Origin of the sequence: Streptomyces viridosporus T7A (assembly GCF_008704515.1) — a bacterium.
Classification (GTDB): domain Bacteria; phylum Actinomycetota; class Actinomycetes; order Streptomycetales; family Streptomycetaceae; genus Streptomyces; species Streptomyces viridosporus.
On the sequence record NZ_CP023700.1, the window covers coordinates 1,611,822 to 1,631,659 of the forward strand.

The 19,838-nt window shown below is 73.0% G+C and carries 22 protein-coding genes; 9 read left to right on the forward strand and 13 right to left on the reverse strand.

Going from position 1 to position 19,838, the window contains the following annotated elements; translation table 11 throughout:
* Positions 1–7: 7 nt before the first annotated feature.
* The 3 genes from CP969_RS07585 to CP969_RS07595 all read right to left on the reverse strand — a co-directional run bounded on the left by CP969_RS07585 (position 8) and on the right by CP969_RS07595 (position 3,027).
* Positions 8–1,225, reverse strand: coding sequence for a serine hydrolase domain-containing protein (locus tag CP969_RS07585; protein ID WP_016827217.1), 1,218 nt, complete (start codon positions 1,223–1,225; stop codon positions 8–10).
* Positions 1,226–1,239: 14 nt separating this feature from the next.
* On the reverse strand, positions 1,240–2,052 hold the full coding sequence (locus tag CP969_RS07590; RefSeq protein ID WP_016827216.1) for an SDR family NAD(P)-dependent oxidoreductase: 813 nt from the start codon (positions 2,050–2,052) through the stop codon (positions 1,240–1,242).
* A 357-nt stretch (positions 2,053–2,409) separates the two neighbouring features.
* Entirely contained in the window at positions 2,410–3,027 is a 618-nt protein-coding gene (locus CP969_RS07595) for a TetR/AcrR family transcriptional regulator (protein WP_016827215.1), read from the reverse strand.
* A gap of 299 nt (positions 3,028–3,326) precedes the next feature.
* Here CP969_RS07595 and CP969_RS07600 point away from each other — a divergent pair, with 299 nt between their 5' ends.
* Entirely contained in the window at positions 3,327–4,124 is a 798-nt protein-coding gene (locus CP969_RS07600; protein WP_016827214.1) for a TVP38/TMEM64 family protein, read from the forward strand.
* Between the two features lie 46 nt (positions 4,125–4,170).
* On the opposite strand, the gene CP969_RS07605 is transcribed toward CP969_RS07600, so the two are convergent.
* A complete protein-coding gene (locus CP969_RS07605; protein WP_016827213.1) occupies positions 4,171–5,340 on the reverse strand; it encodes a thiolase family protein in 1,170 nt (389 codons plus the stop codon).
* Between the two features lie 125 nt (positions 5,341–5,465).
* Between CP969_RS07605 and CP969_RS07610 the strand changes: the two genes are divergently transcribed.
* The 3 genes from CP969_RS07610 to CP969_RS07620 all read left to right on the forward strand — a co-directional run bounded on the left by CP969_RS07610 (position 5,466) and on the right by CP969_RS07620 (position 7,258).
* A complete protein-coding gene (locus CP969_RS07610; protein WP_004990973.1) occupies positions 5,466–5,936 on the forward strand; it encodes a winged helix-turn-helix transcriptional regulator in 471 nt (156 codons plus the stop codon).
* A gap of 172 nt (positions 5,937–6,108) precedes the next feature.
* Positions 6,109–6,984 carry an undecaprenyl-diphosphate phosphatase gene (locus CP969_RS07615; RefSeq protein ID WP_004990971.1) on the forward strand — a complete coding sequence of 292 codons (876 nt, stop codon included), beginning with the start codon at positions 6,109–6,111 and terminating at the stop codon, positions 6,982–6,984.
* Positions 6,985–7,078: 94 nt separating this feature from the next.
* On the forward strand, positions 7,079–7,258 hold the full coding sequence (locus CP969_RS07620; protein WP_016827212.1) for a hypothetical protein: 180 nt from the start codon (positions 7,079–7,081) through the stop codon (positions 7,256–7,258).
* Positions 7,259–7,286: 28 nt separating this feature from the next.
* Here the strand turns inward: CP969_RS07620 and CP969_RS07625 are convergent, their stop codons facing one another.
* From CP969_RS07625 to CP969_RS07640, 4 genes are all read right to left on the reverse strand, one after another.
* On the reverse strand, positions 7,287–8,027 hold the full coding sequence (locus CP969_RS07625) for an SDR family NAD(P)-dependent oxidoreductase (protein WP_004990966.1): 741 nt from the start codon (positions 8,025–8,027) through the stop codon (positions 7,287–7,289).
* 109 nt (positions 8,028–8,136) lie between these two features.
* On the reverse strand, positions 8,137–8,502 hold the full coding sequence (locus CP969_RS07630; RefSeq protein ID WP_016827211.1) for a hypothetical protein: 366 nt from the start codon (positions 8,500–8,502) through the stop codon (positions 8,137–8,139).
* A gap of 41 nt (positions 8,503–8,543) precedes the next feature.
* A complete protein-coding gene (locus CP969_RS07635) occupies positions 8,544–9,131 on the reverse strand; it encodes a hypothetical protein (protein ID WP_051044553.1) in 588 nt (195 codons plus the stop codon).
* Positions 9,132–9,454: 323 nt separating this feature from the next.
* Positions 9,455–9,739 (reverse strand): hypothetical protein, encoded by a 285-nt coding sequence (locus CP969_RS07640; protein ID WP_026085350.1) that lies wholly within the window; start codon positions 9,737–9,739, stop codon positions 9,455–9,457.
* Between the two features lie 355 nt (positions 9,740–10,094).
* Here CP969_RS07640 and CP969_RS07645 point away from each other — a divergent pair, with 355 nt between their 5' ends.
* Together CP969_RS07645 and lnt are read left to right on the forward strand one after the other, a co-directional pair.
* Positions 10,095–10,580, forward strand: coding sequence for a nuclear transport factor 2 family protein (locus CP969_RS07645; protein ID WP_016827208.1), 486 nt, complete (start codon positions 10,095–10,097; stop codon positions 10,578–10,580).
* A 655-nt stretch (positions 10,581–11,235) separates the two neighbouring features.
* Positions 11,236–12,792, forward strand: coding sequence for an apolipoprotein N-acyltransferase (gene lnt, locus CP969_RS07655; protein ID WP_016827207.1), 1,557 nt, complete (start codon positions 11,236–11,238; stop codon positions 12,790–12,792).
* Here lnt and CP969_RS07660 read toward each other — a convergent pair.
* Positions 12,698–13,621, reverse strand: coding sequence for a Gfo/Idh/MocA family protein (locus CP969_RS07660; RefSeq protein ID WP_016827206.1), 924 nt, complete (start codon positions 13,619–13,621; stop codon positions 12,698–12,700). The two genes, lnt and CP969_RS07660, sit on opposite strands and share 95 nt — an antisense overlap.
* A 13-nt stretch (positions 13,622–13,634) precedes the next feature.
* Positions 13,635–14,825: an FAD-dependent monooxygenase gene (locus CP969_RS07665; protein WP_016827205.1), complete on the reverse strand. Its 1,191-nt coding sequence runs from the start codon at positions 14,823–14,825 to the stop codon at positions 13,635–13,637.
* An 88-nt stretch (positions 14,826–14,913) separates the two neighbouring features.
* Here CP969_RS07665 and CP969_RS07670 point away from each other — a divergent pair, with 88 nt between their 5' ends.
* The 3 genes from CP969_RS07670 (at position 14,914) to CP969_RS07680 (ending at position 16,647) form a co-directional block, all read left to right on the forward strand.
* A complete protein-coding gene (locus tag CP969_RS07670; RefSeq protein WP_016827204.1) occupies positions 14,914–15,507 on the forward strand; it encodes a TetR/AcrR family transcriptional regulator in 594 nt (197 codons plus the stop codon).
* Between the two features lie 43 nt (positions 15,508–15,550).
* Positions 15,551–16,063 carry a DinB family protein gene (locus CP969_RS07675; protein ID WP_004990952.1) on the forward strand — a complete coding sequence of 171 codons (513 nt, stop codon included), beginning with the start codon at positions 15,551–15,553 and terminating at the stop codon, positions 16,061–16,063.
* A gap of 104 nt (positions 16,064–16,167) precedes the next feature.
* Entirely contained in the window at positions 16,168–16,647 is a 480-nt protein-coding gene (locus CP969_RS07680; RefSeq protein WP_026085349.1) for a hypothetical protein, read from the forward strand.
* 42 nt (positions 16,648–16,689) lie between these two features.
* Here the strand turns inward: CP969_RS07680 and CP969_RS07685 are convergent, their stop codons facing one another.
* The 3 genes from CP969_RS07685 to CP969_RS07695 all read right to left on the reverse strand — a co-directional run bounded on the left by CP969_RS07685 (position 16,690) and on the right by CP969_RS07695 (position 19,704).
* Positions 16,690–17,205 carry a tetratricopeptide repeat protein gene (locus CP969_RS07685; RefSeq protein ID WP_016827202.1) on the reverse strand — a complete coding sequence of 172 codons (516 nt, stop codon included), beginning with the start codon at positions 17,203–17,205 and terminating at the stop codon, positions 16,690–16,692.
* Positions 17,206–17,343: 138 nt separating this feature from the next.
* Positions 17,344–18,027 carry a uracil-DNA glycosylase gene (gene ung, locus CP969_RS07690; RefSeq protein ID WP_004990947.1) on the reverse strand — a complete coding sequence of 228 codons (684 nt, stop codon included), beginning with the start codon at positions 18,025–18,027 and terminating at the stop codon, positions 17,344–17,346.
* A 90-nt stretch (positions 18,028–18,117) separates the two neighbouring features.
* The gene (locus CP969_RS07695) at positions 18,118–19,704 is read right to left on the reverse strand and encodes an ABC transporter substrate-binding protein (RefSeq protein WP_016827200.1); all 1,587 of its coding nucleotides are present in this window, start codon (positions 19,702–19,704) and stop codon (positions 18,118–18,120) included.
* Between the last annotated feature and the right edge of the window lie 134 nt (positions 19,705–19,838).

Below are 19,838 nucleotides of genomic sequence, written 5' to 3' on the forward strand. Positions count from 1 at the left end.
CCTTCCTCTACAGGGCCGCGGCCACGGCCATGGTCGACAGCTTCTGGAAGCGGGCCACGTTCTCGCTCTCCTCCATGACTCCGGCGGACAGGAACACGAAGGTGAGGTCGCGCTCGGGGTCGACCCAGAACAGCGACGACCCGGCGCCGTAGTTCCCGTGCGTGCGCGGCGAGGTGAAGGGGCCGAAGAAGGTGGGCGCGGTGCCCGTGCCGGAGAGCGAGAAGCCCAGGCCGAAGTTGCCGCGGGGCGTCTCCCAGCCGCGGGCGGCCGCCATCTGCGCGTACAGGTCGTTCGGCATGTCGCCGGTCTGCAGGGTGGTGGCCTGCTCGACGATCGCCGGGGCCAGCACCCACCGCCCGTCGTGCAGGCCGCGGCGGCGGATCATCTCGGCGAACGTGAGGACGTCGCGGGCGGTGGAGACGGATCCCACCCACGGCATCTCGGCGTCCTCGGTGATGCGGTCGTTGAGGCACTCGATGTCGTCGGGCTGCAGGAACCCGCCCTCGGGCAGGTACGCCTTGAGCGGCACGGCCCGGTCCCGCAGCGCCGCCGGGAGGCCGAACGAGGTCTCGTCCATGCCCAGCGGATCGAAGATCAGCTCCCGGGCCAGGTCGCGGAACGACGCGGCGCCGTAGGCGCGGCGCACCATCTCGCCCATGAGCGCGTGGTTGATCGCCGGCGCGTAGTTGAGGTTGGTCCCGGGCTCGAAGAGCACGTCCACCGTGGACAGGGCCCGGACGACGTCCGCGAGGACGCCGAAGCGGTCCGGTCCGAGCCCCGGGTTCGGGGTGGGCGGCATGCCGGAACGGTGGGTGAGCAGGTGGACGAGGCTGATCCGGTCCTTGCGGAGCGTGCGGAACGGGTCGGTTCCGAGGAACTCCGGTATCAGGTCCACGACGCGGGTGGAGAGGGCCAGTCTGCCCTCGCCGATCGCGCGCAGCGCCATCGCGTTGGTGAACGCCTTGGTGAGCGACAGCACGCGGAACACGGCGTCGGGCCGCAGTGCGCGGTCGGCGGCCCGCTCGTGCCAGCCGAGCACGGTGTCCACGACGACGTCCCCGCCGCGGGCGAGGATCAGGTGCGCGCCGTCGTAGGTCCCGGCCGCGATGTCGTTCCTGATCTCGGCGACGAGCCGGTCGAGTGCGGCCCGGTCGATGTCGGCCCGGGACACGACGTCCGGGCCGGCGTCCCGCGCCACGGGGACGGTGGCGGTGTGCTGGGTCATGGTCTCCGCCTTCCTCACTGCATCACGAGCCCGCCCGAGGGCGAGATCGTCTGGCCGGTGTAGTACGCGCCGTCCTCGCCGGCGAGGAACAGGACCGTCCTGGCGATCTCCTCGGGCGCGGCGGTGCGGCGGATGGGCTGGAGACCGACGAGGAAGTCGACGAACTCGTCGTCGCTCTGCCGGAAGAGCGGGGTGTCGATGGCGCCCGGGGCCAGGGCGTTGACGCGGATGCCGAACGGGGCGAGTTCGACGGCGGCCTCCCGGGTGAGCCCGAGGACGGCGGCCTTCGAGGCCGGGTAGTAGGGCGGCATGGCCACCCCCATCAGTGCCGCGGCCGAGGAGAAGTTGACGACGGCGCCGCCGCCGTTGCGCTTCAGCAGCGGGACCGCGGCGCGCAGCGTGTAAAAAGTGCCGTAGAGGTTGATCCTCAGGACGCGGTCGAAGTCCTCGTCGGTGACGTGCTCGATGAACTCCGGGTCGTGGCGGCGCCCTTCCTTCATCGCGAGGAAGCCCTTGTAGTTCTCCTCGTTGAGCGCTTCCAGCGCGGCGCGGTTCGGGGCGTTGACACCCGCCGCGTTGACGAGGGTGTCGAGGCGGCCGTGGTCCGCCTCGACCCTGGCGAACGCCTCGTCGACGGCGCGGCTGTCGGCGATGTCGAAGGCGAGCGGGACCGCGCGCTCCAGGCCTTCGAAGGAGTTCTCCAGGCTCTCGGCGGAGATGTCGGCGCCGTAGACGACGGCGCCCTCCTCGTGGAACGCGCGGGCCACCGCGAGCCCCATGCCGGACGCCGCTCCGGTGACGAACACGACGTGATGGGCGAACTTCATTGTTCCTCCAGGGCTCCCCGGGCACGGGCGCCGGGGATCAACGTGTGTCGAGGCTCGCACACTCACAAGACATGTGTCTAGTGAGTGTCGTCACGGCGAACACCGCCCATCCCGCGGTCTCCCCCGCGTCCGGGCACGGCAGGTCACCGGTCGGCCGCGAGGCTTCCGGGGGCATTCGGGCGGTATTTCCGGTCGCACGGAGGGGTGACGGCACCTCTCCGTGAGCGGGGCGGTGCGGACGGCGGTCGGCGCCCCAGCGATCTCCGCGCACCTGATCGGTGGACGGACGTCCACCGAGCGAGGTCTTCACGAAGGGCGCGCGGGCACGGGCGCGGGCACGGGCGCGGACGGCGCGGCTCAGGCCGAGTGGGCCGGGTCCCCCCGCAGGGCGTGGGCGAGGGCGTCGGCGATCTCCGGGACGATCGCCTCGAAGAACGCGGGACGGTCACGCACGACGCTGACGTAGAACGCGCGCTCGATCGTCATCACCAGGGCGATGACGCGCGCCCTGGCCCGCTCCGCCGTCAGGCCCCGTGCGACGAGCCGGTCGGTGATGGTCGCCATCGCGTCGGCCAGCCGGCCGTACAGGGCGAACCACTCCTCCGCCACGGGCTCCTCGTTCGTCAGCGCCTGCTCCATGGCGGTGAACTCCATGCGGTGCCGGCGCCACAGGGCGGCGTGCTCCCGCAGCCACCGCTCGGTGGCCGAGGACGTGGGCTCGACCAGGGTGAGCTGTTCGTAGGACGCGACCACTTCCGGCTCGACGGCGCGCATGAGCTCGACGACGATCTCCGCCTTGGAACGGAAGTGCAGGTAGAAAGTGGCCCGTGAGACGTGCGCCGCACGGGCGACGGCGTCGGCGGTCGTGGCCGTGTAGCCCTGCGCCACGAACAGGCCGCGCGCGGCGTAGACCAGAGCGGCACGGGTGCGCCGCTTCTGCTCGGCGCGTGACACACGGGCCGTCTTCTCCGCCAACGGACAACCTTTCTGAGCCGGCGTCCCCTCACTGTACCGAAGCGTGTCACCTGCCGGAACGCGGGAGAACACGGGAGGAACGCGGGGAAACGGGGCGCGTGGGCCGCGGTGCGCAGCGCGCTCCGCGCCGCCCGGGAGCACCGCGGCTCCCCCGCACCCGCCCCTTCGGCCGCCCGCCCGGGGCCGGCCGCGACCGACGGCGGACACGGTCACCCGGTCGCGCGCGGCTCCCCCTCCCTGGGACGCCCCTGAGACGCACACGACGGCGATCACGGACATGTGTCGGTTACTGTCGCGGAATGCTCGATGCCACCAACCGCTCTGGGGGCACCGCCACGACCCCTCCCCGGGCCGCCACCACGGACCTCGCGGTCGCCGTCCCCACGGCCGCACCCGCGCTCCCCCCGCCCGTCGCCGCGACGGGGGTCGCCGCCCGCTGCGCCAGAGTCCTGCTGTCGCCGTGGTCACGGCTGTCGCTGCTCGTCGTGCTGCTCGCCTCCGCGGCGTCGACGGTGCTGCTCCTCGAACCGCAGAGACTGCTGACCGACGGCTGGCCGTCGCAGCTCGGCGGAGCCGCGGCGGTGGTGGCGTACGCGGTGGCCTACGGGGTGTGCACGGTGGCGTTCGTGCCGCGCCCGCTGCTGAACATCGCCGCGGGCGCGCTGTTCGGCTCCCAGCTGGGCCTGGGTGCTGCGCTGGGAGGCACGGTGCTCGGCGCCGGGCTGGCCTTCTGCCTGGGGCGGGCGCTCGGCCAGGACGCGCTCCGTCCGCTGCTGCGCGGACGCTGGCTGAAGGCCGCGGACCACCAGCTGAGCCGGCACGGCTTCCGCTCCATGCTGGCGACCCGCCTGTTCCCGGGCATCCCGTTCGCCGCGGCGAACTACTGCGCCGCCGTCTCCCGGATGGGCCTGCCGCCGTTCCTGCTGGCGACGGCGCTCGGCTCGATCCCGAACACCGCCGCCTACGCGGTGGCCGGCGCCCGCGCCTCGACACCGACCTCCCCGGCCTTCCTGATCGCGCTGGCCTGCATCGCCGTACCGGGTCTGGTGGGCGCGGCGGTGGCGTGGCGCAAACGGCACCGGCTGCGCGGAGACTGAGCCGGCGGACACCCCGCCCGTGAGCGCGGTGTCCGCCGGCGGGGCGTCAGATCCGCTCCAGCACCATGGCGTTGGCGAGCCCGCCCGCCTCGCACATGGTCTGCAGGGCGTACCGCGCGCCGCGTTCGCGCATCGCGTGGACCAGGGTCGTCGTCAGCCGGGTGCCGCTGGCGCCCAGTGGATGGCCGATCGCGACGGCGCCGCCGTGCACGTTGACCTTGGCGAGGTCGGCGCCGGTCTCCTGCTGCCAGGCCAGGACCACACTGGAGAACGCCTCGTTGACCTCGAACAGGTCGATGTCGTCGAGGGACAGGGAGGCGCGGCGCAGCACCTTCTCGGTCGCCGGGACGACCCCGGTGAGCATCAGCAGCGGGTCGGAGCCGGTGACCGCGAAGCTGTGCAGCCGGGCGAGCGGACGCAGTCCCAGCCGGGCCGCGGTCTCGCTCGAGGTGATGAGCACGGCGGAGGCGCCGTCGTTGAGCGGGCTGGCGTTGCCCGCCGTGACGTTCCACTCGATCTGCGGGAAGCGCTCGGCGAAGGCCGGGTCGTGGTAGGCGGGCCGGAGGCCGGCCAGGACCTCGGGGGTGCTGTCCGGCCGTACGCACTCGTCGCGGGCGACGCCCTCCAGGGGCGCGACCTCGGCGTCGAACAGACCGGCGTCCCACGCCGCGGCGGCCCTGCGGTGCGAGGAGGCGGCGAAGGCGTCCATCCGCTCGCGGGTGAGGGACCACTTCGCGGCGATGAGCTCGGCGCTGATGCCCTGCGGGACGAGCCCCTCCGGGTAGCGCTCGGCGACCCCGGGGCCGAACGGGTCCTTGCCGGCGGGGACGTTCGACCACATCGGCACCCGGCTCATGGACTCCACGCCGCAGGCGACGACGAGGTCGTACGCGCCGGAGATGACGCCCTGCGCCGCGAAGTGCACGGCCTGCTGGGAGGAGCCGCACTGGCGGTCCACGGTGGTCGCCGGGACGGACTCGGGCAGGCCGGCCGACAGGACGGCGTAGCGGGTGGTGTTCATGGCCTGCTCGCCGACCTGGTCGACGGTGCCGCCGATGACGTCGTCGATCAGCGCCGGGTCGACACCGGACCGCTCGACGAGGGCGCGCAGGGTGTGGGCGAGGAGCTCGACGGGGTGGACGTGGGCGAGGGCGCCACCTGGCCTGCCCTTGCCGATGGGGGTGCGTACGGCTTCGACGACGACTGCGTCACGCATGGTGCGGGCCTCCTCGGCCTCCTCGACCGCCCGGGCGGCGACCGGCGACTACCAGTGAGTAGGAAATCCGAACTCACCATAGCGCGGCGAGTTTGAAAAACAAACCCTCACGTAGACTCGACCGTATGGCCGCCCCCAAAGACCCGCGCCCCTGCTCGATCGCCGACACCCTGGCCCTGGTCGGCGAGAAGTACTCCCTGCTCGTCCTGCGCGAGGTGTGCCTCGGCAACGGCCGCTTCGACCAGCTGGTGCGCAACATCGGGGCGCCGCGCGACATCCTGGCCACACGGCTGAAGCGGCTCGTCGAGGCCGGGGTGCTGACCAAGCGGCCCTACAGCGAGCGCCCGCAGCGCTTCGAGTACCGGCCCACCCGGGCGGGGCTGGAGCTGGAGCCCGTCCTGCTGACCCTGATGGAGTGGGGCAACCGCCACCTCCGCCCGGACGGCGACCGGCCCATGGTGCTCGAGCACGTCTGCGGCGACGAACTCGTCCCGGTCGTCACCTGCCGGGCCTGCGGCGACCGGGTGCGCCACGAGGACCTGACACCCCACCCGCAGGCCCCGGGGTGGACGGTGGGCGGCCCGGCCACGACCTGAGCCGGAGCCCGGAGCGCGCCAGGCTCCGGCGGTCCGTGAAGCCCCTGTGCCGGGCCCGTCATCTTGGGGCGCTACGCTTCCCCCTCGGCACGCCGGATCATCGATCACCGCGCACCGCGGTGCGGTGTGCCCGTCGCCCGTTCCACGATCGGCACTTGGACTCCGTTACCTCATGTCTTGGTTTGAATCCCTCATCCTCGGACTCGTCCAGGGGCTGACCGAGTTCCTCCCCGTCTCCTCCAGCGCGCACCTGCGGCTGACCGCGGCCTTCTCCGGCTGGGAGGACCCGGGCGCGGCCTTCACCGCGATCACCCAGGTCGGCACGGAGGCCGCGGTGCTGATCTACTTCCGCAAGGACATCGGGCGGATCCTGTCGGCCTGGACCCGCTCGCTGACGAACAAGGAGATGCGCCGGGACCACGACGCGCGCATGGGCTGGCTCGTCATCGTCGGCTCGATCCCGATCGGCGTGCTCGGGGTGACGCTCAAGGACCAGATCGAGGGCCCGTTCCGCGATCTGCGGATCACCGCGGCGATGCTGATCGGCATGGGCATCGTCCTCGGCGTCGCCGACCGCCTCGCGGCGCGGGACGAGGGCGGCGGCCGGCACCGCGCGGCCAAGCAGCGCAAGCAGCTCGAGGACCTGACCGTCAAGGACGGCCTGATCTACGGCTTCTGCCAGGCCATGGCCCTCATCCCGGGCGTCTCCCGCTCCGGCGCCACCATCAGCGGCGGCCTGTTCATGGGCTACCGGCGCGAGGCCGCGGCCCGCTACTCCTTCCTGCTCGCCATCCCCGCGGTGCTGGCCTCCGGCCTGTTCGAGCTCAAGGACGCCGCGGAGGGCGGGCACGTCTCCTGGGGCCCGACGGTCTTCGCGACGATCGTCGCCTTCGTGACCGGGTACGCCGTGATCGCCTGGTTCATGAAGTTCATCTCGACCAAGAGCTTCATGCCGTTCGTCTGGTACCGCATCGCGCTCGGCGTCGTGATCATCGTCCTGGTGACCATGGGCGTGCTCAGCCCGCACGCGGCGGAGTCGGCGGGCTGAGCCCCGGCCGCGTGACCGGGGCGTGACCGAACCCATACGGGGCGGGTAGCCGTCCGGTAGCGCAGTGTCAGTGTCTGGCCCTAGGCTGGTCCGCATGTCCCCCGATGTCGTGACCCCTGGTTCCCTACGGTCCGCCGCCGAGGTCAACGAGCAGATCCGCGCCCTCTGGCTGCGTGCGGGCGGCTCCCTGTCGGCCCAGGAGCGCGAGAAGTACGAACTGCTGGTGATCGAGTGGGCGGCGGCGGTCCGCGGCGAGGTCGTCGAGGCCGCCTGACCCTCCCGGCCGCCCCGGGCGGTACGCCTCAGCGTCCGCCCGCCACCCGCAGGACCGCCCCCGTGGTGTACGAGGCGTCCGGTGACATCAGCCACGCCACGGCCGCCGCGATCTCCTCCGCCTGCCCCGCGCGCCGCAGCGGAACCCCCGCCCCCGCCTCCCGTGCGCGGTCCGGGGCGCCCATGGCGGCGTGCATCTCCGTGTCGATCACGCCCGGGGCGACCGCGTTGACGCGGATGCCGTCCGGCCCGAGCTCCTTGGCCAGCCCCAGCGTCAGCGTGTCCACGGCGGCCTTGGTCGCCGCGTAGTGCACGTACTCGTTCGGGCTGCCCAGCGTCGCGGCCCCGGACGAGATGTTCACGATCACCCCCTCGCCCCGGGGCGTCATGAGCTGCGCGGCCCGCCGCGCGCACAGCAGCGGCCCCATGAGGTTGACGTCCACGACCCGGCGCAGGGTCGCGGTGTCGACCTCGGCGAACCGCCCCAGCGGACCGGTCACCGCCGCGTTGTTCACCAGCCCCGTCACCGGTCCCAGCTCCCGCTCCGCCACCTCGAAGAGCCGGTCGACGTCCGCCTCGACCGAGGTGTCCCCCCGCACGGTCACGGCACGCGCACCCGCCGCCCGCACCCCCTCCGCCACCCTCTCGGCGGCGCCGGCGTCCCGGAGGTACCCCACCACGACGTCGTGCCCCTGCGCCGCGAGCCGCAGACAGGTCGCGGCCCCGATCCCCCGGCTGCCGCCGGTGACCACGGTGACGAGGCGTTTCATGACTTCCTCCCGGTGAAAGCTCCGAGCCGATGACCCCCGGGCAGAGCCTAGACCCGCGGACGGGCGAGGACGTCGTCCTCCGGCGACCGTGGGGGGCCGGCTTCGTGCGTCAGGTCGCGCAGTGGGCGGCGTACCGGGCGGAGTGTCCTTCGACGCAGAAGTCCTCGAAGTCGCCGGCCTCCTCACCGCGGATCAGCCGTCGCAGTGCCGCTCCGGCTTCGGGCGAACACCGACTCGACGGGTACGCCCTGGTCGTGGCCAGTCCGCTTCCGCACAGCAACGGGAGGCCGATCGAGCAGTCGGCGTCCATACTGGCGGACTTGACCCGCCAGACGAGCAGCACGTCGTGGGGGTCCCCGGCATGGGACAACTGAACGCAGCACAGCTTCATCAGCTCCGTGTCACCGCCGCCCTGCGAAAGCTCCTCCAGCCAGGTGTGGGCGGCCAGCAGACTCCGTACTTCGTCGAGGTCCACGCCATCGGCATCCGTCGGACTCGACACGCGATCCGGTCCGCTCAAGCCTCGGTGCTCCTGGAGTGGTTGTCGTCCGCCCCGCGTGTCCACAGTGAGATGTCACTGCTCGTCGCTACGGCGATGGTGCGTCCGGAGGGCGAGAAACCGGCTGCTCGGAGTTCGGAGTAGTGCGAGTGAAAGATGTGCCACCACCGCTCTCCGTGCGGACCGGCGTGGGGAAGCCCGCCGTCGCCGGACAGCAGGACGCGATCGTTCGGCCAGGCCGGGGAGACGACCTCCAGAGTCCAGCCGTCCGAGGTGGTGGTGTGCAGCCCTCCGCCGAAGAGCCCCGCGATGCGTACGCGGCTTCCGGTGATCGGCCCCAGCCCGGGGCAGGACAGGTCGGCAACCGCGTCGGGCGTGCTGTCCTCGGGGTCGGGATCACGGTCCCTGGCGATCTCCTCCCCGGTGACGGCGTCGAAGAGACCGTGACCGTCACCGGAGACGACCATCACCAGATCGTGACCGCTGTCGGGATGCGTCGCGAAGCCGATCCCGAGCAGCCCGCCGACAGGGACGCGGGACGCGAAGACGGGCTGCCAGGGCTCAGGAGCGGGCACCACGGGGGCCGCGAGAAGCCGGTCACGCATCGCCCGCCGGTACGCCGAGAGCTCCGGCCCACCCTCCGACCGCTCGACCGGATCCGCCTTGCCCGTCCACGTCGTCACGGCTCCATGATCCACGCTTCGGCAGGCCTGCCCAATGGATGTGACGCGGCCCGACGTTCGAGCACGTGCCCTTGCGGGCTGTGAACACGGCTCGATGACCCGGGCCGAGCAGCGCTCGCAGCCCCCTTCGCGGCCGACGGCACCTCGCGGGACCAGCGCTGAGGACCAACGCCGAGAAGGGCGACCGTGCGGGCACGGCGGGCCGGACGGCCGGGGGACCTCTCACCCGGCTGGTCCGAACGCCGTCATGCGGAAGCCACCACCTCGCCGGCCGTGACCTCGGGAGGGTGGGGAAGCACCGACGCGAGGTTGTCCCGCACGAAGTCCGCCGCCCTCGCGACCGACTCCTCGGCACCGGCCCGGTCCTGGAAGACGCTGGTCGAGACCATCACCCCGTCCCCGGCATCGATCCAGTAGTAGGCCACGAAGCCGGAGACCTGGCGCATGAGCGGCACGAACCCCTCGTTCACGAGACGTGCCGCCTCGGCCGGATCGGTCACCCCTTCGTATCGCCGGACTGCTGCGTACATCCCCGAGCTCCTCACGGCGTTCCGGGTTCGTCCTCTGTGTGCGTCCTCTGCCGAGACGTCGTACCCCTGCGGCGGCTGTTCGGCTCACGAGGCGTCCGGCCATCACCCGAAGGGCGGCCCCGGGTGATCCGAACGGCGGCCGCCGCGCGCCTCGGCGCGGCCGGCCCCCGGCCGGTGGGCCTGGTGGACGGTGACGGTGGGCCCGGTGGGGGCGGGCGCGCACCTCGGCTCCGGGGCGCGCCGCGGTCGGCTGGTCGTTCACGGTGTCCGGCCCGGCCCCGCCGCGCCCCGGAAACCGGTGAATATCCGCGCACGCCCCCTTGGATCCGCCCGCCGCATGACCAAGACTGAGCCGATGACGCAGCGTACGGAGCTCGCGACCGTGAGGGACCGGCTGGCCGTCGACGAGCTCGTCACCGAGTACGCGGCGGCCGTGGACGACGGTGACTGGGAGGCGTACCGGGGACTGTTCACTCCGGAGGGGCGGGCGGACTACCGCTCGGCCGGCGGGATCGAGGGGAGCGCCCGGGAGGTGGCCGGGTGGCTCGCGGAACACCTGGAGGCGTTCCCCGTGCGGCAGCACCTGATCGTCAACCGACGGGTGCGGTTCGGCGTCCGGGAGCAGGACACCGGTGACACGGCACGGGTGCGGGCCGACTACGTGGCCCCGATGGGCCGCACCGGGCGGGACGGCGGACCCGCCGAGCCGGACCTCGTGTGCGGCGGCCGGTACGCGTTCGCCCTGCTGCGCACGGACGACGGCTGGCGGCTGAGCGAGGTGGTGGTGCGCGAGAAGTGGCGCCGCCCTCCCGGCCCGCCGACGGCTCCTGTGATCGGCTGAGCCCGCCCGCCCTGTCCCGGATCACCTCCGGGACGCACACTGGAGGTACCACGGGGTCGGCAACCGATGGGGACGGGCTGAGCGGGAGTGTGTGTTCCGGCGTGTACGAGTGGCCGGGGACGGCCGGGGCCGGGACGGGTGCCGTCCGGCCGGGGAGGGGGACGGGAGTTCGCCCGTCGAACGCGTGACCTTGGCGGGTGGTGCTCGTTGGGAGGGGTGAGCGGGTGTTCGGAGTCGAGCCGGTGGGGGTGCGGGGTGGACGGCCCGGAGCACTCCACGGACACGCGGACGGAGCGGCAACGGTCTTCGGCCGAGGCGTCCTCGGCGCGCCGGGCCGGGAGCATCAGCGGGGCCACCCGTCACGACGCCGCCTCGGCGGCCGTCGGACGAGGCGCCCTCGGGCACCGCACCCGGCGACGGACCGCACCGCCCCCGCACGACCGGAGCGATCGTGCGGGGCATCGGACCGCCCGGGCCGGAGACGGCGCCCGGGGGCGTGGGGAAACCCGTCCCCGGGGTCCCGGACCACGGACACGATCCGTGCGGCCCGCACGCGGAGCGGACGCGGGAGACCGGTGTGCCCGGCACCGTTCGGGGCACGCGGCTGAGCCCGTGCAGTTCACGCCCGGTCTCCGGGAACGGTAGGGAGGCGCTCATGAAGACGCTCGGCCACTGGCTCACCTCGCCGTGGCGGCGCTCGGCCCTCGCCGCGGTCGTGGGTGCCCTGCCCGTCCTGGCCTTTCCCGCCCCGTCCCTGTGGTGGTTCGCCTACGTCGCCCTGGTCCCCTGGATCCTGCTGGCCCGCACCGCGCCGACGGGGCGACGGGCGGCCTACGACGGCTGGTGGGGCGGGTTCGGCTTCATGCTGGCCATGCACCACTGGCTGCTGCCGAACCTGCACGTGTTCACGTTCGTCGTCGCCGCCCTGCTCGGCGCGCTGTGGGCGCCCTGGGGCTGGCTGGTGCGCCGCATGCTCGGCGCAGACCCGTCGCGGGGCCGGGTCCTGGCGGCGCTCGTCGTGCTGCCGTCGGGCTGGCTGGCCGTCGAACTCGTCCGTTCCTGGCAGGGCCTCGGCGGCCCCTGGGGCGTGCTCGGCGCGAGCCAGTGGCAGGTGGAGGCCGCCCTGCGGCTGGCGTCGGTCGGCGGGATGTGGCTGACCGGCTTCCTGGTGGTGGCGCTGAACGTCGCCGTGGCCGTGCTCGTCGCCCTCCGGCGGTCCCGCGTGCCCGCGGTCGCCGGGCTGACCGCCACGGCCGCCGTGACCTGTGCGGCGTGGGTGTGGTCGCCGCGGCCGGACACCGACGACCGGGTCAGGATCGCGGTCGTGCAGCCCGGCGTCGTCTCCGGCCCCGGCAACCGGTTCGACCTCGAGGAGCGGCTCACCCGTGAGCTCGTGGGCCAGGACGTCGGGCTGGTCGTCTGGGGCGAGAGCAGCGTCGGCTTCGACCTCGGGGAGCGGCCCGACCTCGCGCGGCGGCTCGCGGACCTGTCCCGTGAGACGGGTGCGGAGATCCTGGTCAACGTGGACGCCCGGCGCTCCGACCGGCCCGGCATCCACAAGAGTTCGGTGCTGGTCGGTCCGGACGGCCCGACCGGTGACCGGTACGACAAGATGCGGCTGGTCCCGTTCGGCGAGTACGTCCCGGCCCGTTCCCTGCTGGGCTGGGCGACCTCCGTCGGCGAGGCGGCCGGCGAGGACCGCAGGCGCGGCTCGCGGCAGGTGGTGATGGACGTCGGGGAAGGGCTGCGGATCGGCCCGATGGTGTGCTTCGAGAGCGCCTTCCCCGACATGAGCCGGCACCTCGCCGAGGACGGCGCCGACGTCCTGCTCGCCCAGTCCTCCACCTCGACGTTCCAGCAGAGCTGGGCTCCCGCGCAGCACGCCTCGCTCGCCGCGCTGCGCGCCGCCGAGACCGGCCGTCCGATGGTGCACGCGACCCTGACGGGCGTCTCCGCCGTGTACGGACCGGGCGGGGAGCGCGTCGGCCCGCGGCTCGGCACGGACGCCCGTGCCGCGCAGGTGTACGAGGTCCCGCTGGCGCACGGCACCACGCCCTACGTCCGCTTCGGCGACTGGCTCCCGTACACCGCGCTGCTGGTCCTGGCCGCCTGGGGCGTCACCGAAGTCCTGCGCCTCGGGCGGAACGCTCGTGGATCGCGTGTACCACCCGCTCGCACAGCTCATGGGTCGCCAGCGCGTCCCGGGCGCTGAGCACCTCGCCCGCGCGCACCGCGTCCAGGAAGGCGAGCACCGCCTGCTCGATGCCGCGCTGCCGGGACACCGGCACCCAGTCGCCGCGCCGGCGCACGGTCGGCTGCCCCTTGTGGTCGATCACCTCGGCGAGGTTGACCACCTGGCGCTTGGCGTCCTGCCCGGAGACCTCGAGGATCTCCTCGGCCGATCCGCTGAGCCGGTTCATCACCCCGAGCGCGGTGAAGCCGTCCCCGGCGAGCTGGAGCACCACGTGGTGCAGCAGCCCGTCCTCGGTGCGGGCGCGCACGGTCACGTCGTCGACCGGGCCGGGCACCAGGAAGCGCAGGGTGTCGACGACGTGGATGAAGTCGTCGAGGATCATCGTGCGCGGCTCCTCCGGCAGCCCGGTCCGGTTCTTCTGCATCAGGATCAGTTCGCGCGGATGCTCCGCGCACTGGCTGTAGCCCGGGGCGAAGCGCCGGTTGAAGCCGACGGCGAGGCTCGTCCCCCGCTCCTCGGCGAGCGCCACGAGCCGCGTGGAGTCGGCGAGTTCGTAGGCGAGCGGCTTGTCGACGTAGGTCGGCACGCCCGCCTCGAGGAGGCGGGTCACGATCTCCGGGTGGGCCTGCGTCGGCGCGTGCACGAAGGCGGCGTCGAGGTCCTGGGCGAGCAGCGCGGCGAGGTCCGCGTGGCGCTGCCCGGGCGGGAGGTGGAGGCCGTCGGCGACCCGGTCGAGCGTGGCGGGGGTGCGGGTCTGCAGGTGCAGTTCGACGTCGGGCAGGCCGGCGAGCACCGGGAGGTAGGCCTTCTGCGCGATGTCTCCGAGTCCGATGCAGCCGACCTTCACCGGGTGTTCTCCTCTAGCCCTCGTCCGTCCTGGTCCGCTGCGCAGCATACGGCGGCCGGGGAGGCCGCCAGTCGGCGATCCCGTCGAAGCCGCGCAGGAACAGCGCCGGCCCGGCCTTCGACAGCGCGGCGATCGCGTTGTCGCGCACGGCGGTGCCGACCCGGCCGGTCATCATGTTCAGGCGGGCCACCCTGACGGCCCGGCGGGTGATCGCGGTGGTGCGGGGCAGCCGGGCGGCGGTGTAGGCGGGCAGGTCGTCGACGAGGGAGAGGGTGATCGCGTCCTCGATGGCCTGGTTGCCGCCCTGGCCGAGGGTCGGCGGCATGGCGTGCGCGGCGTCGCCGACCAGGGCCACCCGGCCGCGGTGGTGGGCGGGCAGCGGCTCGGCGATGTGGTGGACGTCGTGGCGGAGCACGTCCTCGGGGCGGGCGGCGGCCAGCACGGCGGGGATCGGGTCGTGCCAGTCGCCGTAGCGCCGCAGCAGTTCGGCCCGCTCGTCGTCGGGGGCGTGCTCCCCCGCGGGTGCCACGGCGGCGGCGTAGGCGTAGACCCGGCCGTCCTTGAGCGGGTGCGTGCCCCAGATGCGGCCCCGGCCCCAGGTCTCGTGCGAGGCGAACTCCACGCCGGGCAGCGGGATCACGACCCGCCAGGTGGTGAACCCGGAGTACACGGGTCCGGGGTGGTCCGGGAAGAGCGCGCGGCGCACCGCGGAGTGGATGCCGTCGGCGGCCACCACCAGATCGGCCTCCAGCTCGCCGTCGGGGGTGCCGACGCGGGCCGGCCGGCCGGGGTCGCCGGCCTCTCCGGGGTCGACGAGGTGCGCGGCGGCGGCCGTGCGGACGGCGTCCGGCGGGAGCCGCGCGGCCAGGTGGTCGATGAGGGTGGCCCGGTGGAGCAGGACCAGGGGGCCGCCGAAGCGCTCCTCCGCGGCGGCGGCGCCGGTCCGGGACAGCCACCGGCCGCTCGGCGCGCGCAGTCCTCCGTCGCCCTGCCAGGCGGACAGGGCGCGGATGTCGTCGCCGAGCCCGATGGCGTCCAGCCCGCGCAGCGCGTTGGGCGCCAGGGAGATGGCCGCGCCGACCGGTTCCAGGGAGGGGGCCCGTTCCAGCACCGTCACCCGCGCACCGCGCCGGTGCAGGGCGACCGCCGCAGTCAGGCCGCCGATCCCCCCGCCGATCACGATCGCCCGTTCGGCTCGCCCCATGGCTCCTCCTCACCCTGGAACTACATATGTAGTAAGCGTACGGCTCCGACTGTACTACAGCCGTAGTGCGGGAGGTAGTTTGGCCTCCATGTCCGAACGCACCGCAGGCGCCTCCCGCGCCGATCTAGTCGCCGACGCCGCCCTCGCCCTGCTCGCCGAACGCGGGATGCGCGGGCTCACCCACCGGGCGGTCGACCAGGCGGCCGGACTCCCCCAGGGATCCACCTCGAACCTGGCGCGCACCCGCCAGGCGCTGCTGGAGCTGACGGTGCGGCGGCTCGCCGAGCGGGAGGCACGCGTCCTCGCGCTGCACGAGCTGCCGGACCCGCGGGCCGGGACCGGCTCCCTGGTGGACGCCCTGGCCCTGGCCACCCACCGCGCGCTGACCCGCAACCGCGAACTCACCCTCGCCCGTTACGAACTGGCCCTGGAGGCCACCCGCCGCCCCGAACTGCGGGCGTACTTCGACGCGGCCGGCGCCCGCTTCCGCGACCAGCTCGTCGCCCTGGTCACCGGGCTCGGCTCCATGGAACCGGACCGGCACGCGCTGTCGCTGATCGCCTGGGCGGACGGGCTGATGTTCTCCTGTGTGGCCGGTTCCTTCAGCGCGCGCGTGCCGAGCCTCGCGGAGGTGCGCTCGGACCTGGGGGAGCTGCTGGCCGGAATGCTCGGTCGGCCTTGAAACGCCTGGTGGACGAGGGCGGGGGTGGGCGAGGATGCCCCTCATGACGACCGAACGCCGCGAACCCGACCGGAACGCCGACGAACGCACCATGCTGGAGGGCTGGCTCGACTACCACCGCCGCACCCTGGCGTGGAAGTGCGAGGGGCTGACCGACGACCAACTGCGCACCGCCCCGGTGCAGCCCTCGGAGCTGTCCCTGATGGGGCTGGTGCGGCACATGGCGGAGGTGGAGCGGTCCTGGTTCCGCAGGGTGCTGGCGGCCGAGGACACCGGGCCGATCTACTACGACGAGGCCGATCCGGACGGCGAGTTCCACCTCACCGGGGCGGACACCTGGCAGGAGGCGTACAGCACCTGGCAGGCCGAGATCGGCGCGGCCCGGCGCAACGCGGCCGGCTTCGCGCTGGACGACCCGTCCAAGGGCCGGGGCCGGGACGGTGGCGAACCGTTCACCCTGCGCTGGATCTACACCCACATGATCGAGGAGTACGCGCGTCACAACGGCCACGCCGACCTGATCCGCGAGCGGCTCGACGGCGTCACCGGCGAATGACGTCACCCTCGGCACCTCCCCGGCCCCCCGTACGGGGCCGGAGATCACCCGTGCGGGGCATGCTCCGCCCGTCCGCCGCCCCTCGACGCACCCGAGCCGCCAGAGTGGCCCGGGTGCATCGAAAGACGACCACAGCAACGCTTCTGCTGACCGTGGCGGTCTCGGCCCTCTCGGGCTGCGTGACGGTCCAGCACCCTCCCGCGCCCGGCCCGCCGGGGGCGGCGCCCCGGCCGTCCGAGGCGCGCCCGGTCGTGCAGGCACCGGCCCGCGAGGCCCTGGAGAGGGTCGGCCCGTCCCGGCGCCCGAAGGCGTCCGAGACCCCCTCGCACCGTGCCGCCCCCACGACCGCCGCACCGGAGCGCAAGGCGCCGCCCGTCGAGCGGAAGGGACAGACCCGGTCGGCCCGGCCGCAGCCGAGGACGTCCGGCCGCCCGCAGCGGCCCCAGCCCCTCCCCCGCGTTCCGGAGGCGACGCGCCACGTCGGAGGCGGCGGGACGGGGCTGTGCGCACTGGGCAGACAGTACGGCGGCTGGCACCCGGACAGCCCGGAAGCGACCATCTGCAAGGAGACGTACGGGGGCTGACCCGGCCGTCGGCCGCGTCACCGACCTGTCCGGGTGGCACGCCTAGGGCCGCTGTCGCGGCGGACGCCACCCGCCGGGCGCCCCGCCCTCGCCCAGCCGCAGTTCCAGCCACCGGATGGCGGCCCGTACCCCCTCGCCGTAGGTGTCGTCGGCCAGGGTGCGGGCCGCACCCCGGGCCCGGTGGAGATGGGTGCGGGCGGCGTCGGGGCGGCCGAGGCGGGCGTAGTCGGCGGCCAGGTTCAGGTGCAGCGACGGATAGAGGGCCCGCACGGCGAGGGACCCCTCGTACGCGGCGGACCGGTCCCCGACGACCTCCTCCGCCGCCGTCAGCGCCCGCAGGTCCCAGGCCAGTTCGTCCTCGGGGTCGTCCTGGGTGTCGGCGAGGTAGTGGGCCAGGGTGCAGCGGTGCAGCGGATCGCCGTGCGCGCCGATCTCCACCCACAGGCCGAGGAAGCGGTGCCGGGCCTCCTCCCGGTCGCCCGCGTGGTGCAGCATCACGACCTGCCCGATCCGTGTCAGCACGGCGTCCGGCGCCGCCTGCCCCTGTCGCTCCGCCACCGCGCCCTCCGCACCGCTCGCCGGCTGTCGCACCCGACGCTAACGGCAGGCGGGGCCGATCCCGGACAAGCCGCTCCGTGGCGCCCCGGGCGGCCGGGTGCGGGATCCGGTGGACCGGCCCGCACCCCCCGGGAGGCGTCAGCCCAGGTTCGGGATGGTCCAGTCGATCGGCTCGTGGCCCTGCGCGGCCACCGCCTCGTTGATCTGCGTGAACGGACGGGAGCCGAAGAACTTCTTCGCCGACAGCGGGGAGGGGTGTGCGCCCTTGACCACCGCGTGCCGGCTCTCGTCGATCAGCGGCAGCTTCTTCTGCGCGTAGTTCCCCCACAGCACGAAGACCGCCGGGTCGGGACGGTCGGCCACCGCGCGGATGACGGCGTCGGTGAACCTCTCCCAGCCGCGGCCCTTGTGCGAGTTGGCCTCGCCGCCGCGGACCGTGAGCACCGCGTTGAGCAGCAGCACGCCCTGCTCGGCCCACGGCATCAGATAGCCGTTGTCCGGGATGGGCGTGCCCAGCTCCGCGTGCATCTCCTTGTAGATGTTGCGCAGCGACGGCGGGATCCGCACCCCGGGCCGGACCGAGAAGCACAGGCCGTGCCCCTGCCCCTCGCCGTGGTAGGGGTCCTGACCGAGGATCAGGACCTTCACCTTGTCGTACGGCGTGGCGTCCAGCGCCGCGAAGACCTCCTCGCGGGGCGGGTAGACGGGACCCTTCGCCCGCTCCTCCTCGACGAACTCGGTCAGCTCCTCGAAGTAGGGCTGCTGCAGCTCGTCGCCCAGAACCCCGCGCCAGGACTCGGGCAGCATGGCGATATCGGTCACGTCGTCGTCCTCACGTGTGCGGTCACTTGCAGGCTTCAGAACCTACAGGCGATCACTGACAACCGGCCCCGCGGGCGGCCGTACCCGGTCCTACCAGCTGGTCTTCCGGGAGAGTTCCCACATCATCATGATCGTCGAGGGGTCCAGCGCCCGCTCCGCCCCCGAGATGTCCCGGCTCGCGGCCACGTACTGCCTCCCCTGCCACAGCGGCAGCAGCCGCGCGTCCTCGACGAGGATCCGCTGGGCCTCCTTGAACTGCTTCACCACGTTGGCGCGGTCGTTCTCGCGGCGGGAACTGGGCAGCAGGTCGTTCGTGATCCTGGTGGCCTCGTAGGGCGTGCCGAGCGCGTTCTGCTTGCCGACGAACGGGGCGATGAAGTTGTCCGCGTCCGGGAAGTCGGGGGACCAGCCACGCCCGAACACCGGGTACTCGCCCTTCTGGTAGCCCTCGACGTACGTCTTCCAGGGGCGGCTCTTGAGGGTGACGTCGAACAGCTTCGAGGCCTCCAGCTGGCGCTCGATCTCCTTGAACTCCAGCCCGGTCTCGGAACCGTAGCGGTCCGTGGTGTACCAGAGGGTGAGCGGGACCGGCTCGGTGATGCCCGCCGAGGTGAGGATCTGCCGGGCCTTGGCGACGCTGGGCTCGCCGTAGTCGTCAAAGAAGCCGGTGGTGTGGCCGGTCAGGCCCTTGGGGACCATGGAGTACAGCGGGTCGACCGTGTCCCTGTAGACCTTGTGCGCGATCGCTCCGCGGTCGATGACCTGGGCGACGGCCTTGCGCACCGCCTTCTTGTCGGCCCACGGGTCCTTCGGGTTGAACACCAGGTAGTTGATGTCGGTCCCGGTGCCCTCGACGAGCTGGATCTCCTCCTCCTTGGAGGCCTTGCCCTGGAGGTCGATGACGTCACCGGCGGCCAGACCGCGGTAGGTCAGGTCGATCCGGTCCTCCCGCAGCGCCTTGACCATGGTGCTGGAGTCCTGGAAGTAGCGGACGGTCACCGCGCCGTTCCGGTGCTCGGCGTGGCCCTCGTAGTGTTCGTTGCGGACGAGCCGGGCCTCCTTGCCCTCCTCGTACGACTGGAGGGCGTACGGCCCGGAACCGACGACGGCGCCGTCCTTGCGCAGGGCGCCGGCCGGGTAGGAGTCGGGGTCGACGATCGACATGGCGGGCGTGGCGAGCACGAACGGGAAGGTGGTGTCCGGCTTGTTGAGGTAGAAGACCACCTCGCGCTCGTTCGGTGCCTGTACCCGTTCGAGGCTGCCCAGCAGACCGGCGGGGCCGCCGTTGACATTGATCTCGCGGATCCGGTCGATGGAGTGCTTGACGGCCTTGGCGTCGAGCGTGCCGCCGTCGGAGAACTTCAGGCCCTCGCGCAGTTCGCAGCGGAACACCTGGTTGGAGCTGTCGGAGAACTCGCAGCTCTCGGCGGCGTCCGGCTGGGGCGTGCTCGCACCGACGGGGTAACTCAGCAGCGTCTGGTAGATGTTGCGGAACAGCTCCCAGGAACTGTCCCAGGAGGCGGCAGGATCCAGCGTGCTGGGGGAGCTGGTGGTTCCTATGACGATGGGGTCCTCGTCCTCCGGGGTGTCGGACGACAGGACGCCGCATCCGGTCACCAAGGACGATATGGACGCGATGGCCGCCACCCGCCGCAGGCATCGGTTCCGGTTGAACACGCGCACGCTCCTCGATCTGCCGTACCAAGGGTCGGCAGACGATACCGCAGTGTTCCGCCTCCTGGACCGCTCCGGTACGGCCCCGTAGATCAACTTTTCGATGACTACGTTGTCAGCGTGTCGTGGGGCCCCAA

Bases quoted from the DNA above. Each gene is read 5' to 3' on its own strand.
- CP969_RS07585 (WP_016827217.1), bottom strand. From the start codon at position 1,225: ATGACCCAGCACACCGCCACCGTCCCCGTGGCGCGGGACGCCGGCCCG.
- CP969_RS07590 (WP_016827216.1), bottom strand. From the start codon at position 2,052: ATGAAGTTCGCCCATCACGTCGTGTTCGTCACCGGAGCGGCGTCCGGC.
- CP969_RS07600 (WP_016827214.1), top strand. From the start codon at position 3,327: ATGCTCGATGCCACCAACCGCTCTGGGGGCACCGCCACGACCCCTCCC.
- CP969_RS07605 (WP_016827213.1), bottom strand. From the start codon at position 5,340: ATGCGTGACGCAGTCGTCGTCGAAGCCGTACGCACCCCCATCGGCAAG.
- CP969_RS07610 (WP_004990973.1), top strand. From the start codon at position 5,466: ATGGCCGCCCCCAAAGACCCGCGCCCCTGCTCGATCGCCGACACCCTG.
- CP969_RS07615 (WP_004990971.1), top strand. From the start codon at position 6,109: ATGTCTTGGTTTGAATCCCTCATCCTCGGACTCGTCCAGGGGCTGACC.
- CP969_RS07620 (WP_016827212.1), top strand. From the start codon at position 7,079: ATGTCCCCCGATGTCGTGACCCCTGGTTCCCTACGGTCCGCCGCCGAG.
- CP969_RS07625 (WP_004990966.1), bottom strand. From the start codon at position 8,027: ATGAAACGCCTCGTCACCGTGGTCACCGGCGGCAGCCGGGGGATCGGG.
- CP969_RS07635 (WP_051044553.1), bottom strand. From the start codon at position 9,131: ATGCGTGACCGGCTTCTCGCGGCCCCCGTGGTGCCCGCTCCTGAGCCC.
- CP969_RS07640 (WP_026085350.1), bottom strand. From the start codon at position 9,739: ATGTACGCAGCAGTCCGGCGATACGAAGGGGTGACCGATCCGGCCGAG.
- CP969_RS07645 (WP_016827208.1), top strand. From the start codon at position 10,095: ATGACGCAGCGTACGGAGCTCGCGACCGTGAGGGACCGGCTGGCCGTC.
- lnt (WP_016827207.1), top strand. From the start codon at position 11,236: ATGAAGACGCTCGGCCACTGGCTCACCTCGCCGTGGCGGCGCTCGGCC.
- CP969_RS07665 (WP_016827205.1), bottom strand. From the start codon at position 14,825: ATGGGGCGAGCCGAACGGGCGATCGTGATCGGCGGGGGGATCGGCGGC.
- CP969_RS07670 (WP_016827204.1), top strand. From the start codon at position 14,914: ATGTCCGAACGCACCGCAGGCGCCTCCCGCGCCGATCTAGTCGCCGAC.
- CP969_RS07675 (WP_004990952.1), top strand. From the start codon at position 15,551: ATGACGACCGAACGCCGCGAACCCGACCGGAACGCCGACGAACGCACC.